At 71.1% G+C, this 16,756-nt stretch carries 16 protein-coding genes and 2 pseudogenes; 11 read left to right on the top strand and 7 right to left on the bottom strand.

What is annotated here, in order from left to right:
* Window positions 1–6: 6 nt before the first annotated feature.
* Window positions 7–552, top strand: a complete 546-nt coding sequence (locus tag AB0D31_RS11200) for a DUF4245 domain-containing protein (protein ID WP_362720146.1) — start codon at window positions 7–9, stop codon at window positions 550–552.
* Window positions 553–736: 184 nt separating this feature from the next.
* On the opposite strand, the gene AB0D31_RS11195 is transcribed toward AB0D31_RS11200, so the two are convergent.
* The 4 genes from AB0D31_RS11195 to AB0D31_RS11180 form a co-directional block, all read right to left on the bottom strand.
* Window positions 737–1,327, bottom strand: a complete 591-nt coding sequence (locus AB0D31_RS11195) for a malonic semialdehyde reductase (protein ID WP_362720143.1) — start codon at window positions 1,325–1,327, stop codon at window positions 737–739.
* Window positions 1,328–1,687: 360 nt separating this feature from the next.
* Window positions 1,688–1,921, bottom strand: coding sequence for an exodeoxyribonuclease VII small subunit (locus AB0D31_RS11190; protein ID WP_362720140.1), 234 nt, complete (start codon window positions 1,919–1,921; stop codon window positions 1,688–1,690).
* Window positions 1,922–1,931: 10 nt separating this feature from the next.
* A complete protein-coding gene (gene xseA, locus AB0D31_RS11185; protein WP_362720138.1) occupies window positions 1,932–3,146 on the bottom strand; it encodes an exodeoxyribonuclease VII large subunit in 1,215 nt (404 codons plus the stop codon).
* A gap of 9 nt (window positions 3,147–3,155) precedes the next feature.
* Window positions 3,156–4,604: an APC family permease gene (locus AB0D31_RS11180; protein WP_362720134.1), complete on the bottom strand. Its 1,449-nt coding sequence runs from the start codon at window positions 4,602–4,604 to the stop codon at window positions 3,156–3,158.
* Window positions 4,605–4,774: 170 nt separating this feature from the next.
* Between AB0D31_RS11180 and AB0D31_RS11175 the strand changes: the two genes are divergently transcribed.
* Window positions 4,775–5,803, top strand: a complete 1,029-nt coding sequence (locus AB0D31_RS11175; protein ID WP_362720132.1) for a 4-hydroxy-3-methylbut-2-enyl diphosphate reductase — start codon at window positions 4,775–4,777, stop codon at window positions 5,801–5,803.
* 39 nt (window positions 5,804–5,842) lie between these two features.
* Window positions 5,843–6,595, top strand: a complete 753-nt coding sequence (ppgK, locus tag AB0D31_RS11170; protein WP_362720129.1) for a polyphosphate--glucose phosphotransferase — start codon at window positions 5,843–5,845, stop codon at window positions 6,593–6,595.
* A 150-nt stretch (window positions 6,596–6,745) separates the two neighbouring features.
* On the opposite strand, the gene AB0D31_RS11165 is transcribed toward ppgK, so the two are convergent.
* The gene (locus AB0D31_RS11165) at window positions 6,746–7,336 is read right to left on the bottom strand and encodes a DUF6542 domain-containing protein (protein WP_362720127.1); all 591 of its coding nucleotides are present in this window, start codon (window positions 7,334–7,336) and stop codon (window positions 6,746–6,748) included.
* Between the two features lie 310 nt (window positions 7,337–7,646).
* Here AB0D31_RS11165 and ychF point away from each other — a divergent pair, with 310 nt between their 5' ends.
* From ychF to AB0D31_RS11150, 3 genes are all read left to right on the top strand, one after another.
* The gene (gene ychF, locus AB0D31_RS11160; protein ID WP_362720124.1) at window positions 7,647–8,735 is read left to right on the top strand and encodes a redox-regulated ATPase YchF; all 1,089 of its coding nucleotides are present in this window, start codon (window positions 7,647–7,649) and stop codon (window positions 8,733–8,735) included.
* A 197-nt stretch (window positions 8,736–8,932) separates the two neighbouring features.
* Entirely contained in the window at window positions 8,933–9,214 is a 282-nt protein-coding gene (locus tag AB0D31_RS11155; protein WP_362720121.1) for a type II toxin-antitoxin system prevent-host-death family antitoxin, read from the top strand.
* The gene (locus AB0D31_RS11150; RefSeq protein ID WP_362720119.1) at window positions 9,211–9,465 is read left to right on the top strand and encodes a Txe/YoeB family addiction module toxin; all 255 of its coding nucleotides are present in this window, start codon (window positions 9,211–9,213) and stop codon (window positions 9,463–9,465) included. The genes AB0D31_RS11155 and AB0D31_RS11150 overlap by 4 nt, the downstream gene beginning before the upstream one ends.
* Window positions 9,466–9,949: 484 nt before the next feature.
* Here AB0D31_RS11150 and AB0D31_RS11145 read toward each other — a convergent pair.
* Window positions 9,950–10,384 (bottom strand): annotated as a pseudogene (locus AB0D31_RS11145) (Uma2 family endonuclease); the annotation flags it as partial.
* Window positions 10,385–10,757: 373 nt separating this feature from the next.
* On the opposite strand from AB0D31_RS11145, the gene AB0D31_RS11140 reads away from it, so the two are divergent.
* The 4 genes from AB0D31_RS11140 to AB0D31_RS11125 are packed head-to-tail and all read left to right on the top strand — an operon-like array spanning window position 10,758 to window position 14,825.
* Window positions 10,758–11,084: a winged helix-turn-helix domain-containing protein gene (locus tag AB0D31_RS11140; RefSeq protein WP_362720116.1), complete on the top strand. Its 327-nt coding sequence runs from the start codon at window positions 10,758–10,760 to the stop codon at window positions 11,082–11,084.
* Window positions 11,081–11,467, top strand: a complete 387-nt coding sequence (locus AB0D31_RS11135; protein ID WP_362720113.1) for a hypothetical protein — start codon at window positions 11,081–11,083, stop codon at window positions 11,465–11,467. Before AB0D31_RS11140 ends, AB0D31_RS11135 begins: the two co-directional genes overlap by 4 nt.
* Window positions 11,464–12,270, top strand: coding sequence for an ABC transporter ATP-binding protein (locus AB0D31_RS11130; RefSeq protein WP_362720110.1), 807 nt, complete (start codon window positions 11,464–11,466; stop codon window positions 12,268–12,270). The genes AB0D31_RS11135 and AB0D31_RS11130 overlap by 4 nt, the downstream gene beginning before the upstream one ends.
* Window positions 12,255–14,825, top strand: coding sequence for an FtsX-like permease family protein (locus AB0D31_RS11125; RefSeq protein ID WP_362720108.1), 2,571 nt, complete (start codon window positions 12,255–12,257; stop codon window positions 14,823–14,825). Before AB0D31_RS11130 ends, AB0D31_RS11125 begins: the two co-directional genes overlap by 16 nt.
* Window positions 14,826–15,010: 185 nt before the next feature.
* Here AB0D31_RS11125 and AB0D31_RS11120 read toward each other — a convergent pair whose 3' ends face one another.
* Window positions 15,011–16,573, bottom strand: coding sequence for an amino acid adenylation domain-containing protein (locus AB0D31_RS11120; protein ID WP_362720105.1), 1,563 nt, complete (start codon window positions 16,571–16,573; stop codon window positions 15,011–15,013).
* A 96-nt stretch (window positions 16,574–16,669) separates the two neighbouring features.
* Between AB0D31_RS11120 and AB0D31_RS11115 the strand changes: the two are divergent.
* Window positions 16,670–16,756 (top strand): annotated as a pseudogene (locus tag AB0D31_RS11115) (oxidoreductase); the annotation flags it as partial.

Here is a 16,756-nt window from a genome sequence, read left to right as displayed (position 1 = left end):
AGGGTCGTGGCAGGAACGCGCAGCAGCAAGCAGACAGTCCGGAACATGCTGCAGTCGCTGGCGGTGATCGGCATCGCGGCGGCTGTGATCTATGTGTTCATCCCGCACGACGAATCGGACGCACCCCCGCTCAAGGCGGTCAACTACACGGTCGAGCTCACGACCGTGCGCCGGGCCGCGCCCTACCCCGTGGCGGCCCCGGTCGGCCTGCCCGACCAGGACAAGTGGAAGGCGACCTCGGTCTCGTACGACGGGACCAAGGACAACGCCTGGCACCTGGGCTTCCTCGACCCCCACAACCAGTACGTCGCCGTCGAGCAGTCGACCGCGCCCTCGGAGAAGTTCGTCGCGGAGGTCAGCAGGAACGCGGCGAAGACCGAGAAGTCGCAGCAGATCGGGGGCGCGACCTGGACGTTCTGGGACGGCCCCAAGTACGACGCGCTGGTCCGCCAGGACAAGGGTTCCACCACGGTGGTCACCGGCACGGCGCCGTACGGTCAGCTGGTGGCGATGGCGGGGGCCCTGGAGTCGAAGAGGACGCCGGCCGCCTGAGGTTTGGCAGCACGGCATACGGCGAGGGCCGCCGCACCGGAGTGGGTGCGGCGGCCCTCGCCGTATGCCGTGCTGCGCTGAGGGTCGCGCTCAGACGGTGGTGACGACGTCGTAGGCCAGACGCGGGCTACGGGGGCTGTGTCGTCCCGGGGGCAACCCCCGGACCCCCGGCCGAGGGGGTGCCTCAGACGGTGGTGACGACGTCGTCGTAGGCCAGACGCGGGCTACGGGGGAACCAGGCGTCCTCGCCGGGCTTGCCGATGTTGACGACCATCAGCGGGGTGTGGTCGTCGTCCAGGAACTCCTTCTGCACACCGGCGGCGTCGTAACCCGTCATCGGGCCGGCGGCCAGACCGGCGGCGCGGACGCCGACGATGAAGTACGCGGCCTGCAGCGCGGAGTTGAACAGGGCCGCGCCCTCGCGGACCGGGCGCTCCGAGAAGAAGGCGTCCTTGGCGGCGGGGAAGTGCGGGAAGAGGGTGGGCAGTTCCTCGTGGAACTCGTTGTCGGCGGAGAGGATCGCGACCAGCGGCGCCGCGGCGGTCTTCGGACGGTTACCCTCGGCCATGTGCTTGACGAGGCGCTCGCGGGCCTCGGGGGAGCGGACCAGGGTGACGCGCAGGGGCGACTGGTTGAAGGCGGTCGGGCCGTACTTGACCAGGTCGTAGATCGCCTGGACCTGCTCGTCGGTCACCGGCTCGTCGGTGAACGTGTTCGCGGTGCGGGCCTCGCGGAAGAGGAGGTCCTGGGCGGCGGGGTCAAGAACGAGAGACATCTGGGGATTACCTTCCGGGGTGCTGATCAACCGATGGGTTCGACGGTACGACAGGTTTAGGTTAACTTTCAACTAAGTTGCGGGACGGGTGAGCAGGGTCACAGGGGTGCGGGGTACGGGGTGCGGCCTTGGGGCGCGGGCTCGGGGCGCAGGTCGGGGCGTGGGCTCGGGGCGTGGGCACTCGGGGTGAGGTGGGCCCGCGCGGTTCCCCGCGCCTCTGGCAGGGTTGACCTCGGCAGGGTGCCCCGCAGAGGCCACCTCAGCCTGTCCGGCGTTTGAGGACGAGCGCCCTTGAGGCGCGACGGGGTCCGGGGCGGAGCCCCAGGGGCTGGCGGGGGCAGACCTCGGCCCCCGGAGTGGTCAGGAGTCGGCCGGGTCCGCCAGCGCCGCGTCGAGGCGGGCCCGCGCCCCCTCGAGCCACCGGCGGCACACCTTCGCCAGCTCCTCCCCCCGCTCCCAGAGCGCAAGGGACTCCTCCAGCGTCGTACCCCCCGCCTCGAGTCGCCGTACGACATCGATCAACTCGTCCCGCGCCTGCTCGTACCCCAGCGCCGCGTCACCCGACACGACCGCGTCCTCGTCCGTCTTGGCCATGCGGTCCACCCTAAGGGCGGGGTACGACAGTGACGTGCAGCTCGCCCTCGGCGACCCGAGCGCGCAGATCCTCGCCGGGGGAGAGTTCGCCGGGGGAGCGGACCACTTCGCCACCGGCCCGCTGGAGCACCGCGTACCCCCGCTCCAGGGTCGCCTTCGGCGACAGGGCCACCACGCGCGCGTGGGTGTGCGAGAGCTCGGAGTCGGCCCGGTCCAGGTGGTGGCCGAGCACCCGGCGCGAGCGGTGCAGCAGCGCGTCGACCTCGTCGGCCCGGTCGTCCACCATCCGCTGCGGACGCTCCATCCACGGCCGCCCCAGCACCCCCGCCAGGCCCCGCTCCTCGCGGTCGACCACGCCGACGACATGGCGGCGCGCCCGGTCCCGCAGCAGCCGGACCCGGTCCAGCTCCTCGCCGACGTCCGGCACGACCTTCTTCGCGGCGTCCGTCGGCGTGGACGCCCGCAGGTCCGCGACCAGATCGAGCAGCGGCGCGTCCGGCTCGTGCCCGATCGCCGACACCACCGGCGTACGGCACCGGCCGACCGCGCGTACGAGCTCCTCGTCCGAGAACGGGAGCAGGTCCTCCACACTGCCGCCGCCCCGCGCCACGATGATCACGTCGACGTCGTCCAGCTCGTCGAGCTCCTTCACCGCCCGCACGACCTGCGGCACGGCGTGCACCCCCTGCACCGCCACGTTGCGTACCTCGAAGCGCACCGCGGGCCAGCGCCGCCGCGCGTTCTCCAGGACGTCCCGCTCGGCCGCCGATGCCCGGCCCACGACGAGCCCGACGAGCTGCGGCAGGAAGGGCAGCGGACGCTTGCGGTCCAGGGCGAAGAGGCCCTCCGCCGCCAGGCTCCGCTTCAACTGCTCAAGTCTGGCGAGGAGTTCACCGATGCCGACCGGCTTTATCTCCACCGCCCGCAGCGAGAGCTGACCGCGCGGCGCGTACCACTCGGGCTTCGCGTGGACGACGACCCGCGCGCCCTCGGACACCACGTCGGCCACCGCGTCGAAGACCTGGCGGTAGCAGGTGACGCCCACCGAGATGTCGTGCGAGGGATCGCGCAGGGTCAGGAAGACCACGCCCGCGCCGGGCCGCCGCGAGAGCTGGGTGATCTGCCCCTCCACCCAGACCGCCCCGAGTCGGTTGATCCACCCCCCGATGAGGCGCGACACCTCGCCGACGGGGAGCGGCGCGTCCGCACTCGTATTCAGAGCCATGTACGCAGGCTAGCCCGCGCCACCGACACCCCCGCCCGGTGCGGGTGACTCGGGGCCCGATCCGCCCCGGCGGCCCCACTGCATGGCGAGCACCACCAGGCCCACCGCGAGCCAGCCGAGGCCGACCAGCTGGGCCGTGGCCGTCGCCTCCCAGATCACCGCGACGATGACGGCCGCGCCGAGCACCGGAACCACCACGTGGCTCATCCAGTGGGGGGCGCCCTCCATGCGGCGTACCGCGTACCAGGCGATGACCGAGACGTGCAGCAGGAAGAACGCGGTCAGCGCGCCCATGTCGACCACGGACACGAGATGGTCCATGCCGTCGTCGCGGCGGGCCGCCCACACAGCGGCGACCAGCGTGACCACCGCGGCCAGCAGCAGCGCGGGCCGCGGCACCCCGGAGCCGGTGTGCGACAGAACGCGCGGCAGCCGTCGGTCGCGGGCCATCGCGAAGACGAGCCGGCCCGCCGCGGCCTGCCCGGCGAGCGCCGCGAACGCCGCCCCGATCGCCTTGCTGACCGCTACGAGGGTGTGCAGCCAGCCGCCGACCGAGGCCTCCACGGTGTCGTAGAAGGCCGAGCCCTGCTTGACGGGATCGGCCGCCAGCTGCGCAGACGTCATCGGTTCGAGGAGCGCCGCCAGATACGACTGCACGATGAACAGCGACCCGGCCAGCACCAGGCAGAACAGCACCGCCCGCGCCACCTTCGCCGAGCCGCCCGTCACCTCCTCGGCGAACGTCGCGATTGCGTCGAAGCCCAGATAGGAGAGGACCGCGACGGACACCGCACCGAGGACCGCGCCGAGCGTGAACCCGGCGTCCCCGCTCAGCGGCGAGAGCCAGCCCCGCTGCGCCCCGTCCCGTACGAGCACGACCACCGCGGACACGACGAAGACGAGCAGCACCACGATCTCCATCGCGAGCACCGCGAAGCCGACCCGGGCCGCGGCCCGTACGCCCCACAGGTTCAGGAGAGTGGTGATCACCACGGCGAGCGCGGTCCACACCCAGCGCGAGACCGACGGTACGAGGGAGTTCATCGCGATGCCCGAGAAGAGGTAGGCGACGGCCGGGATGAGCAGATAGTCGAGCATCGCCATCCACCCGGCGATGAATCCGGGCCCCTCGCCGAGCGCCTTGCGCGCGTACGCGAAGACCGACCCGGCCAGCGGGACGACCCGCACCATCTGCGCGTAGCTGAAAGCGGTGAATCCCATGGCGATCGTCGCCACCAGATAGACCAGCGCGACCGCGCCGTGCGACTTGGCGTCCAGGGTGCCGAAGATGCCGACCGGGGCCATGGGCGCGATGAAGAGGAGGCCGTAGACCACCAGGTCCCGGAAGCCGAGACTCCGCCGCAGCTGCCCGGCCCCCTCGCCCGCGCCGCCCGGGCCGGCCCCCTCGGGGCGGCGGGGCCCGCCGGAATCCTCGTGCTCCTCGCGTACGCCACTCATGCGGCCAGTCTCACCGGCCGGGCGATCTTTGGCCCGCCGGGCACGCCAGTCGGGCGCGGGGGCGGGGGTGTGGGCGGGGCGCGGCGCGCCCGGGCGCGAGGTGTGGCGGGGCGGTGCGCACGCCAGGCGGGACGGCGGGGCTGTCGGCGCCAGCCCCTACCATGGACGACATGACTACTGCCGCCCACTCGTCGCCCACCACCGCCCCCAGTGGAGACGCTGCGCGCCACAGTGACAAGCGGGTCCTGCTCGCCGCTCCCCGCGGTTACTGCGCGGGCGTGGACCGTGCCGTCATCGCCGTGGAGAAGGCCCTGGAGCAGTACGGGGCGCCCGTGTACGTCCGGCACGAGATCGTCCACAACAAGTACGTCGTGCAGACCCTGGAGAAGAAGGGCGCGATCTTCGTCGAGCGGACGGAGGAGGTGCCCGAGGGCTCCATCGTGATGTTCTCCGCCCACGGCGTCGCCCCGACCGTCCACGCGGAGGCCGCCGAGCGCAAGCTGGCCACCATCGACGCGACCTGCCCGCTGGTCACCAAGGTCCACAAGGAAGCCGTGCGGTACGCGAAGGAGGACTACGACATCCTCCTGATCGGCCACGAGGGCCACGAGGAAGTCATCGGCACTTCGGGCGAGGCCCCGGACCACATCACCCTCGTCGACGGCCCGGACGACGTGGCCAACGTCGAGGTCCGCGACGAGTCGAAGGTCGTCTGGCTCTCCCAGACCACGCTCTCCGTCGACGAGACGATGGAGACGGTCGGCGCGCTCAAGAACAAGTTCCCGAACCTGCTCTCGCCGCCCAGCGACGACATCTGCTACGCCACGCAGAACCGCCAGGTCGCGGTGAAGAAGCTCGCCGAGGACGCGCAACTGGTCATCGTCGTCGGCTCCAAGAACTCCTCGAACTCGATCCGCATGGTCGAGGTCGCCCTCGACGCGGGCGCCCCCGCCGCCCACCTGGTCGACTTCGCCGACGAGATCGACGAGGCCTGGCTCGAAGGCGTCACCACGGTCGGCCTGACCTCGGGCGCCTCCGTACCGGACGTTCTGGTGGACGGCGTCCTGGAATGGCTGGCCCAGCGTGGCTACGGCGACGTCGAGACGGTGAAGACGGCGGACGAGTCGATCACCTTCTCGCTCCCCAAGGAGCTCCGCCGCGACCTGCGCGCGGAGGCGGCCGAGCTCTCGGGCGAGTAGCCCCGCCGGTCCGCCCCGTCCACCCGTACGGTGGGTTCCATGAACGCCATGAGGAACGTGTTCGGAGTGGACGTCGGCGGAACCGGCATCAAAGGTGCCCCGGTCGACTTGGCGAAGGGCGATGTGGCGCAAGAACGCCACAAGGTGCTGACCCCGCACCCCGCGACGCCCGAGGCGGTCGTGGAGGGCATCGCGGAGGTGGTCGGCCACTTCGGCTGGTCGGGCCCGGTCGGCATGACGTTTCCGGGGGTGATCGCCGCGAACACCGTACGGACGGCTGCGAACGTGGCCAAGGAGTGGGTGGGCGTGGACGCGGCCCGCCTGGTCGCCGACCGCCTCGGTGGCATGCCGGTCACCGTCGTGAACGACGCGGACGCGGCGGGCGTGGCCGAGATGAACTTCGGTGCGGGCCGCGGCCGCAAGGGCACGGTGATCCTGCTGACGTTCGGTACGGGCATCGGCAGTGCGCTCTTCGTGGACGGCCGCCTCGTCCCCAACACCGAGCTCGGCCACCTCGAACTCCACGGCCGCGAGGCGGAGAAGCACGCCTCGACCAAGGTCAAGGAGGACGAGGACCTGAGCTGGTCGCACTGGGCGCGCCGGGTCCAGAAGTACCTGGCCCATGTGGAGATGCTCTTCTCGCCCGAGCTGTTCATCATCGGCGGCGGCGTCAGCCGCAAGGCGGAGAAGTTCCTCCCGCTGATCGAGGGCATCGCGGCCGAGATCGTCCCGGCGGAGCTCCAGAACAACGCGGGGATCGTGGGGGCGGCGATGGTGGCGGCTGAGCGGTAGCCCTGCGGGGTGCCGGAGTGGTGCCGGGGTGAGTGCGAGCTCGGGCACGCGGTGGGCCGGGGCCGGTTGTTCCGGTGGGGGCAGGGGTGGCGGTGCCGCGGCCTGCCGCTTGGGGGCGGGGCCGCCGGCGGTGGGGTGAGGGTGCCCTCCCTACCGCTTGGGTGCGGGCCCGCCGGGGTTCCTGAGACTGCGCCGACGCCCCATCAGCCGGACCTTGCGTACGGTCGCGATGACGCCGGCCACCAGCGTTCCGGCGTAGAGCCAGCCCGCGTGCAGGGCGAGCGCCGTCACCACGGCCATCGTCTGGCCCGCGAAACCGCCGGTGCCGCCCGCGATCGGAACGATCCCGACCGCGAAGGCGATCGGTACGCAGATCGGCGCGGTGACGAGGTCGGCGGGCCGCACCCAGCGTGCGGTCACCGCGCTGACCAGCAGGAACAGCACCCCGTACACGGCTGGTGAGCCGTCGAGGAGCAGCCAGTCCAGGATGCCGAGCGCGAACATCAGGGCGGCGGCGAAGAGGCCGCCGCCGAGCCCGGTGAGCCGGGGGGAGGGGAGTCTGCGCAGCGCGAGGACGAGGGGAGGCACCGGCCGGGTGCGTCCGGCCGCCCGGTAGACGGCGGCGCTCTCACCGCTCACCGCCGCCCCGGCGGCCCCGCCGGCGGGCGCCTGGGAAGCCGCCGGCCCCGGTGTCCGGGGTCGCTGTCCGCGCTGCGGGGTGCGTGTCCTGTATTGCTCCACCGCACCAACGTAGGTCGCCGCAGGGGAGTAACCGCCCATTGGACACGCCTTTTGGCCGAGCTTGCCCACACGTTCGACGGCGCGAGGCGGTCGGGATGCTGCCGGACCTGGCGCCCGGGGCTCTGACGGGCGGGGTTCGCGGGTCGGGGTGGGCCGGGTTCGCGAGGCGGGGCGGGCCGGGTTCGCGGGCCTGGACGGGTGGGGCCGGGGGTGGTGGCCGGGGCCGTCACCGCCGGGAGCGGGCGCCCGTAAACTGGTGGGCGGTCCACTCTCCGGACCGTCCACCGCCCTCGTACCGGGAAGTCGCCACGTGTCGCTCACGATCGGAATCGTCGGTCTGCCGAATGTCGGCAAGTCGACCCTGTTCAACGCCCTGACCAAGAACGACGTACTGGCGGCCAACTACCCGTTCGCCACCATCGAGCCGAACGTCGGCGTCGTCGGCGTCCCCGACACCCGCCTGGCCAAGCTGGCCGAGGTCTTCAGCTCCCAGCGGATCCTGCCCGCCACCGTCGACTTCGTCGACATCGCCGGCATCGTGCGTGGCGCGAGCGAGGGCGAGGGCCTGGGCAACAAGTTCCTCGCGAACATCCGCGAGTCGGACGCGATCTGCCAGGTCATCCGCGCCTTCAAGGACGAGAACGTCGTCCACGTCGACGGCAAGGTGTCCCCCAAGGACGACATCGAGACGATCAACACCGAGCTGATCCTCGCCGACCTCCAGTCCGTCGAGAAGGCGGTGCCGCGCCTGACGAAGGAGTCCCGCCTCCAGAAGGACAAGATCGCGGTCCTGGCGGCCGTCGAGAAGGCGCAGAAGATCCTCGAAGCGGGCGACACCCTCTTCTCGCACGGCATCACCAAGGGCACCGAGCAGGGCGACCTGCTGCACGAGCTGCACCTGCTGACCACGAAGCCGTTCCTGTACGTGTTCAACGTCGACGAGGACGAACTGGTCGACGAGGACTTCAAGAACGAGCAGCGCGCCCTGGTCGCCCCGGCGGAGGCGATCTTCCTCAACGCGAAGATCGAGTCCGAGCTGATCGAGCTGGACGACGACGAGGCGCTCGAACTCCTCCAGTCCATGGGCCAGGAAGAGCCGGGCCTCGCCACCCTCGGCCGCGTCGGCTTCGCCACCCTGGGCCTCCAGACCTACCTGACGGCCGGCCCCAAGGAAACCCGCGCCTGGACCATCCCCCAGGGCGCCACGGCCCCCGAGGCGGCCGGTGTCATCCACACCGACTTCCAGAAGGGCTTCATCAAGGCGGAGGTCATCTCCTTCGACGACCTGATCGACGCGGGCTCCGTCGCAGAGGCCCGCTCGCGCGGCAAGGCGCGGATGGAGGGCAAGGAGTACGTGATGCAGGACGGGGATGTGGTGGAGTTCCGCTTCAACGTGTAGTGGCTGAGGTATCACCACGTCGCCGATCTGGCAAACATGCAGGTCAGGAGGGGTTCGGCTCTTCGGAGTCGGGCCCCTTCGTTTTCCCCGTGCTGGATCGGTGCTGGGGCGGCTGATCGTCCGTCAGTCGTTTTCCTCTCCTGAACGGCACCAAGAGTGGTACGTTATTACGTACCAGTTAATGGAAGGGGCAGGGCATGTCCATAACCGCGAGTGAAGCCCGCAAGGAACTGTTCCCGCTGATCAAGAAGGTCAACGAGAACCACGAGGTCATTGAGATCGTCTCGAAGCACGGCAACGCCGTGCTTGTCTCGGCCGATGACTATGCGGCGTTGCGTGAGGGGTCGTACCTGCTGCGCTCGCCGGCGAACGCCCGGCGTCTGCTCAAGGCGTACGAGAACGCCCTGTCCCACATCAACGTGTCGGAGCGTGAGCTGATCGATCCGGGCTCGTCGGACGCTGGTGCGGGTGCCGCGTGAGGCTCGTCTTTGAGGATCAGGGCTGGGAGGACTACACGTCCTGGCTCAAGAACGACCGCAAGATGCTCGCTCGGATCAACAAGCTCATCGAGGACGTCAGGCGCGACCCCTTCTCGGGAATCGGCAAGCCTGAGCCGCTGAAGTACCACTTGCCGGGGGCTTGGTCGCGACGGACCGACGACGAGCACCGCCTCGTCTACCTGGTGACGGCCAAGGAGATCGTCATCCTCGCCGCCAGGTACCGCTACTGATCGCTGAGTTGTCGGTGTGGGCTGGGATGCCCTCCCGAGCTGAGATGACCTCCTCGAAATCTCCGTTTTCGCAGTTGACCAGCGCGGACAGCTTGCCTAGGACGCGCAGCGCCGTGTCGCCATGGATCTTCCGCAGCCGGGCCTGCGCTTCCCGTCGCAAGTCGGTCGGTAGTTGCGCACCGCGCGCCAGCGTCTCCCTGGCGATGTCCTCGATCGGGTGACGGTGGGAGGGCCTCTCATCGCGGTCGTGGGTGCTGGATGTGCTGGGTGAGCAGCTACCGTGCTGGATCGGTGCTGGATGCGGCCCTCTCGAAGCCTGTTTCCGCAGGTCGGAGCTCTGCGTTGAACGTTCCGCTTCAACGTGTGATCGATTGGCTACCGTGCGCTAGGTAACGCGTCAAGCGTGCAGGTCAGAAGGGGCTGAGCTCTCGGCGAGCTCGGCCCCTTCTGCGTTCCCGTGCTGACTTGGTGCTGATTTCTCGTTGCTCCGCGGCGGAGTGAGTTTGTCGAGATCGAGACTGATCGCGAAAGGCACCGGGCGCTTCAGGGTGCCTCGGAAGATGCCGGCGGGCGCGTAGACGCTACTCGGCTCGTCGAGTTCATCGACGTGGACGACGGGGGTGCCGCCTGCGTCCTCGATGCACCAGTAGTGCGGGATGCCGGCCTCCGCGTACTTGCGCAGCTTGACCGTGCGGTCCCGGTGCGCGGACTCGGGTGAGACGACCTCGATGACGAGTCGCACCTCGTCCGGCGCGAACCAGGTGCGGTCTCCGTCATAGTTGGCCGTCGTCAACAGTAGATCCGGCTCGGGTCGATTTCGCCCGTCGAGCTTTATGGTCATCTCCCGACCGACCCTGACATCGCCGGGCGCCTGCTCCATGAGAGCGACGGTGAGCATGGTGACGAGGTGGCCGTGCCACCGATTCGACGAGGCGCGGGCCGCGAGATCGCCAACGGGCGACTGCCCTTCCTATCGTCCTAGAGCCCCGGTACAGGAACTATCGCAGCGTCCTTGGTGGCGCGCGGCCTGCCCCGCATCCGGAGCGGGGAATGTGTGGCCATCCCGTCGCCGCGTGGGCGGCAGCAGTGTCGAAGGGCGGGCGGAAGGGGCCGGGCTCTGGGGAGTCCGGCCCCTCCCGCGTTCCTCGGCTGACGTGGTGCCGACACGTCCTGGGGGGTGTGACGGCATGTCGGTCGGACACCAGAAGCTCACCCCTAACGCTTGACAGCTATTCCAGGCATCTGTAAGTCTCAACTTACAGGCTTTTCCGGGATGCCAGAGAGGGTGAGTCGTGACGAGCGAGGATCTGCTGGCCGTCCTGGGTGCCATGGGTCACGCGCTGCGCCTGCGGATACTCGCCGAACTCGCCGCGGGCCGCAGGTATGTGAGTGAGCTGGCTCGCGGGCTCGGCATCTCCCGGCCCCTGCTGTACATGCACCTGGAACGGCTGGAGAAGGCAGGCCTCGTCGTGGGCAGCCTGGAGCTCTCCGACAGCGGCAAGGCGCTCAAGTACTTCGAACTGGCGCCGTTCGAGCTGCACTTGAACATCGGGGTGATACGCGCGGCCGTCGCGGCGGAGGCGGGTGGGTCGGGCGGCGTGCGGGAGGACCACACATGATCGCCACCGCCCCGGCCCTTTGCCGTCACCCCGGGGGGCCGCTCGGCCCCGCCGAGATCGCCAAGACCGCCGACACCGCTGGCGCAGCCGACACCGCTGGCCCCGCCGAGATCGCCAAGACCGCCGACACCGCTGGCGCAGCCGACACCGCTGGCTCCGCCGAGACCGCCAAGACCGCCGACACCGCTGGCGCAGCCGACACCGCTGGCTCCGCCGAGATCGCCAAGACCGCTGGCGCCGCGAACGTTCAACCCGCCTACAGCGACCACGCTGTGGTTTGCGACTTGTTACAACTCCCGTCCGTACGGCGTGAGTTGCTCTACAGACAACACATCCGCCGGCCCGCTCACGGGCCCACCGTCTGCGAAGGACGCCGCTCATGAACGGGACCCCGAGTCCGCACAGCCAGGAAGTCGTACGGCTTGACTCCGTGCGCAAGATCTACGGTGGGTCCAGGCACCACCAAGTAGCCGCGCTCGACGGCGTCAGCATCGGTCTGCACCGGGGCACCTTCACCGCGGTGATGGGCCCCTCGGGTTCGGGCAAGTCCACGTTCCTGCACTGCGCGGCCGGGCTCGACCGGCCGACGTCGGGGTCGGTGCACCTGGACGGTGTGGATCTGTCGCCGCTGAAGGAGCGCGAGCTGACCAAGTTGCGCCGCGAGCGGATCGGCTTCGTCTTCCAGGCGTTCAACCTGCTGCCCGCCCTCAGCGTGCTCGACAACGTCACGCTGCCCCTTCGGCTCGCCGGCCACCGGCCCAAGAAGGCCGCGGTGAACGAGGTCATCGAGCGCGTCGGCCTCGCGGACAAGCGGAACAGCCGGCCGGGCGAGCTCTCCGGCGGCCAGCAGCAGCGCGTCGCCATCGCCCGCGCCCTGATCACCAAGCCCGCCGTCGTCTTCGGTGACGAACCGACCGGCGCTCTCGACACCTATACCGCGCGCGAGGTGTTGCTACTGCTGCGCGAGGCCGTCCAGTGGGGCGGCCAGACCATCGTCATGGTCACCCACGACCCGGTCGCCGCCTCGCACGCGGACCGTGTGCTGTTCCTGGCCGACGGACGGATCGTCAGCTCCCTCGAGCGGCCCACCGCCGAACTGGTCGCCGAACGAATGACCCACCTCGGCGCCTGGGGCACCGAGAGCCCCGCGCCCGCGGCACAGTCCGGAGGGTGGGCCCACCGATGATCAAGATCGCGCTGCGCACCCTGCGCTTCCACAAGGGCGGTTTCATCGCCTCGTTCATCGCGCTGTTCTTCGGCGCGGCCATCGTGATCGGCTGTGGCGGCCTCTTCGAGACCGGCCTGCACAACGCCGCGCCGCCGCAGCGGCTTGCCGCCGCCCCGATCGTGGTGACCGGCGACCAGAAGTACCCCGGCACCCGGCGCGACATGTTCCCCGAGCGCCTCCACCTGGACGACGCGCTCCTCGACCAGATCAAGGCCGTGCCCGGCGTCGACGCCGCCCTGCCCGACCTCTCCTTCCCCGCCGCGCTCACCGGCGACGGCGCCAAGCAGCCCGGCCCCCAAGTCACCGGCCACGGCTGGTCGTCGGCCCGTCTCGCCCCCGAGCGGCTCAGCGCCGGCGCCCCGCCGTCCGGCACGGGCCGCGTCGTCCTGGACGCCCGCCTGGCTTCCCGGACCGGGCTCGCCCCCGGCCAGAGCGTGACGCTCCTCGTCCACGGCACGGCGCACAGGTACGTGATCTCCGGCCTGGCCGGCGGAAACGGTGACCCGAACACCGTGTTCCTCTCCGACGAGGAGGCCGGGCAGGTCGCCGGGCGTCCCGGCAAGGCCGACTCGATCGGAGTGCTCACCGCGCCCGGCGCCGACACCGGCCGGGTCGCGTCGCAGGTGACGAAAGCCGTCGCCGGCTCCGGTACCCGCCTCCAGGTCCTCACCGGCGACGAGCGCGGCTGGGCCGAGAACCCCGATGTCGTCGCCAAGGGCAGCAAACTCGTCACGCTGGCCTCGGTGTTCGGCGGGCTCTCCGCGGCCGTCACCATCTTCGTCGTCTCCAGTACCCTCGGCCTCTCCATCCAGCAGCGCCAGCGCGAGATGGCCCTGCTGCGGGCGATCGGCACCACCCCCGGGCAGCTGCGCCGGCTGATCCTCGGCGAGACACTGTTCATCTCCGTCATCGCCACCGCGCTCGCCTGCTACCCCGGCCCGCGCATCGGCAGGTTCCTGCTCGGCGCCTTCTCCGACGCCGGGGTGGTACCGGACACCATCGTCTTCCGGGCCGGCATCGTGCCCGTGTTCATCGGTGTCGGGGCCGCGCTGCTCACCGCGGTGGCCTCCGCCTTCATCGCCGCGCGCGCCGCGTCGCGCACCCGGCCCACGGAGGCGCTGGCCGAGGCGAACCTGCAACGGCGCTGGTTCAGCGGCACTCGCCTGGTCTTCGCCCTGCTCTTCCTCGGCGGGGGACTGGCGCTCGCGCTCGTCACCGCGAACATGGACGGCCCGTCGGCGGGCAGCACGGCGACCCCGGCCGCGATGCTGTGGACCGCCGGATTCGGACTGCTCGGCCCTGCCCTGGCCAAGGCGATCACCGCGATGCTCCGGGGCCCGATCCGGTCCGTGTCCGGTCTGGCCGGCCGGCTGGCGACGCTCAACGCCAAGGCCCGTACCGGCCGGATGGCGGGCGCCGTGATGCCGGTCATGCTCGCCTCCGGTCTCGCCATCGCCCTCATCTACCTGCAGACGACCCAGTCGAGTGGCTCGCGCAAGGCCTTCGACGACGCCCTGCGGGCCGACCTGGTCGTCACCTCCGTCGCCGGCGGCCTGCCGCTCGACGCCGTCGACACGATTCGTCACCAGCCCGGCGTCGAGGCCGCCTCCGGGCAAGTCGCCAGTCTCGGCTACGTAGAGCCGCCGAACACCCGCGCCGACGGCACCACCGGCGACGACAGCGCCGACCCCACCAAGGTCCCGCTCCTCGGCGTCACCTCCGAAGGCCTCTCCCGCACCACCGCATGGAAGGCATCGGCGGGCAGCCTCGACGATCTGCGCGGCGACACCGTCGCCCTGCCCGCGGCGTTCGCGTCCGACGCAGGGAAGCACATCGGAGACGCGGTGCCGATGCGGCTCGGCGACGGCAGCCGGATCCAGTTGAAGCTGGTCGCCACCGTCGAAGGGGCGCGGGGGTACGAGACCGCGCTGCTGCCCGCCTCGCTCCTGCTCCAGCACACCGACACCGGGCTGCTCCCGCAGATCATGGTCAGCAGTGCGCCCGGCACGGACCGGACCCAGCTGACCCGGACGCTGTCCGCCCTCTCCGCCGGCGTGCCCGGGCTGCGGGTGGCCGACCGGGCATCGGTCAGCGCCGTCCACGCGGAATCGGACCAGACCCAGACCTGGATGTCGTACCTGCTGCTCGGCATGGTCGTCGGATACGCGACGATCGCCCTGGTCAACACCCAGGTGCTGGCCACCAACGAGCGGCGGCGGGAGTTCATGCTGCAGCGGCTGATCGGCGCGACCCGCCGGCAGGTGCTCCAGATGATGACCGTGGAGGCGGCCCTGGTCTCGGTGGCCGGCATCCTGCTCGGCGTCCTGGTCGCGGGGCTGACCCTGGTGCCGCTGAGCGAGGCGGTGCTCGGCTCGCCGGTGCCGGACGGCTCGCCGTGGATCTTCATCGGCGTGGTCGGCGCCGCCTGTGCGCTCACCCTGGGCACGACCCTGCTCGCCGCGATGATGGTGCTGCGCAACCGGCCCGGCGACGCGGTGGGCCTCCGCGAGTGACCCGGCCCGGCGCATGTCGGCCCGGTGCGCACCGGGCCGGCGTGGGGTGGCACCCCGCCCGGGCCACCCCGCCGAACGGCCGCGGGGCCCGGCGCACCATCCGGTGCGGCCGGGCCCCGCAGGGGGTTCACCCCCAGGAACCTGTCCGGGAGGCGAAACCTCCGGGACAAGGGAAAGGGAACCTGTCAGTCCGACTCGTCCGCGAGGCGCCGAGTGGCCGCGACATCGCACTTGCCGTTGGCGTTGAACACGATCTCCCCGACGACCCGTACGGACTGCGGCACCAGGGCCGAAGGGAGCGCCGCGGCAAGGGACTTGAGCACCTCGTCGGCGAGGTCCTCCTGGTCGGCCCGGTCGGCCCCCCGGTGGCCCGGCCGTACGAACAGTTCCAGGCTGTCCACCGGGCCCCGGCTGATGTCGAAGGCCGCGTCGGCCACGCCCGGCACCGCGAGGACGTGGTGGCGCAGTTCGCCGAGCTCGACCCGGTGCCCGTTGACCTTCAACTGGTCGTCCCTGCGCCCGAGATAGAGCAGCGCCCCTTCGGGCAGCAGCTCGACGACGTCTCCGGTGCGGTAGGCCCGGCCGGGAGCGCCGCCGAGTTCGCGCTCGTCGATGAACTTCTCGCCGAAGCCCTCCTCGCCGATGTACCCGGCGGCGACCGCGCGGCCGGCGATCACCAGCTCACCGGGGTGCCCCGGCGCCACCGGCCGCAACTGCTCGTCGACCACGTAGGCCCGGGTGTTCCAGGCGGGTACGCCGATGGGCACCGTCGGGGTCGACGGGACACGCGTGTTGTCGAACGGGTAGGCGCAGCAGCCGATCGTGGTCTCGGTCGGACCGTAGTGGTTGACGAGACGCACCCCGTCGATGCGCGGCCCGAGCGCGGAGATCAGCGCCGGGTCGAGCCCCTCGCCGCCGAACATCAGCAGCCCGGTCGCCCGGTTATAGCGGGGCGCTGTCTCCAGGACGTCGAAGAAACGGGCGTGCGACGGGGTCAGCTTGATGAAGGTGTACAGCTCGTGGCGGGCGTCGAAGAGCGTCGCCTGGTCCCACGGGCCGGCGACGGTCACCACCCGCCGCCCCTGGGAGAGCGGCACCCACAGCGAGGTCATCGCCAGGTCGAAACCCAGGCTGGCGAAGAGCGGGCTGCCGATGCCGTCGGTGCCGACGATCGACCCGCACCACGACACGTAGTTGGCCAGGGACGCGTGCGCGACCATGACGCCCTTGGGCGTCCCGGTCGACCCGGAGGTGAAGACGGCGTACGCGATGTCCTCACCCCGCGGCAGCGGCCGTTCCGGCGGCAGCGGAAGGTCGGACAGGGCGCTCACGTCGACGGCCGGAAGGCCGGGCGGGAGCAGCCCGGCGGCGCCGTCGTGGAGCAGGGCGGCCGGCTGGGAGCCGGCGATGACGGCGCCGGTGCGCTCGCCCGGGTGCGTCGGGTCGATCGGCACATAGGCGGCGCCGAGCGCCATCACGCCGAGGGCGGCCGCCGTCACGCCTGCCGTCCGGTCGGCCCACAGGGCGACCCGGTCGCCGGGTCCGACACCGGCCTCGTCGAGCGCGGCGGCCACGACGAGCGCGCGGTGCCACAACTGGCCGTACGTCGTCAGGGACGTGCCGGACTGTACGGCCACGGCGTCCGGCCGCAGCATCGCATGGCGGCGCACCATGCGCACCACCGAGTCGTCTTCTACGGTGCGCACCAGGCCGGCCAGTGAGCTCGGGTGTTGCCGGGACGAGGACATCGCTGCTCCTTCTGCTCGCTGAGCGGCGGACGTCACATCCGTACCGGCGGTCGCGGACCGGGGGCGGGGGACGGGCCGCTCGGGGGGGTCGGGGGGGGTCGCGCGGCGTACGCGGCGGCCCTCGACGGCTATGTGTCCGGCACCCCGCAGGGGATGGCCGCCTGGATCACCCACTGCGGCAAG

The sequence above is a fragment of the Streptomyces sp. NPDC048361 genome (assembly GCF_040651795.1).
Taxonomy (GTDB): Bacteria; Actinomycetota; Actinomycetes; order Streptomycetales; family Streptomycetaceae; genus Streptomyces.
This window is presented reverse-complemented; position numbering and strand designations above follow the sequence as displayed.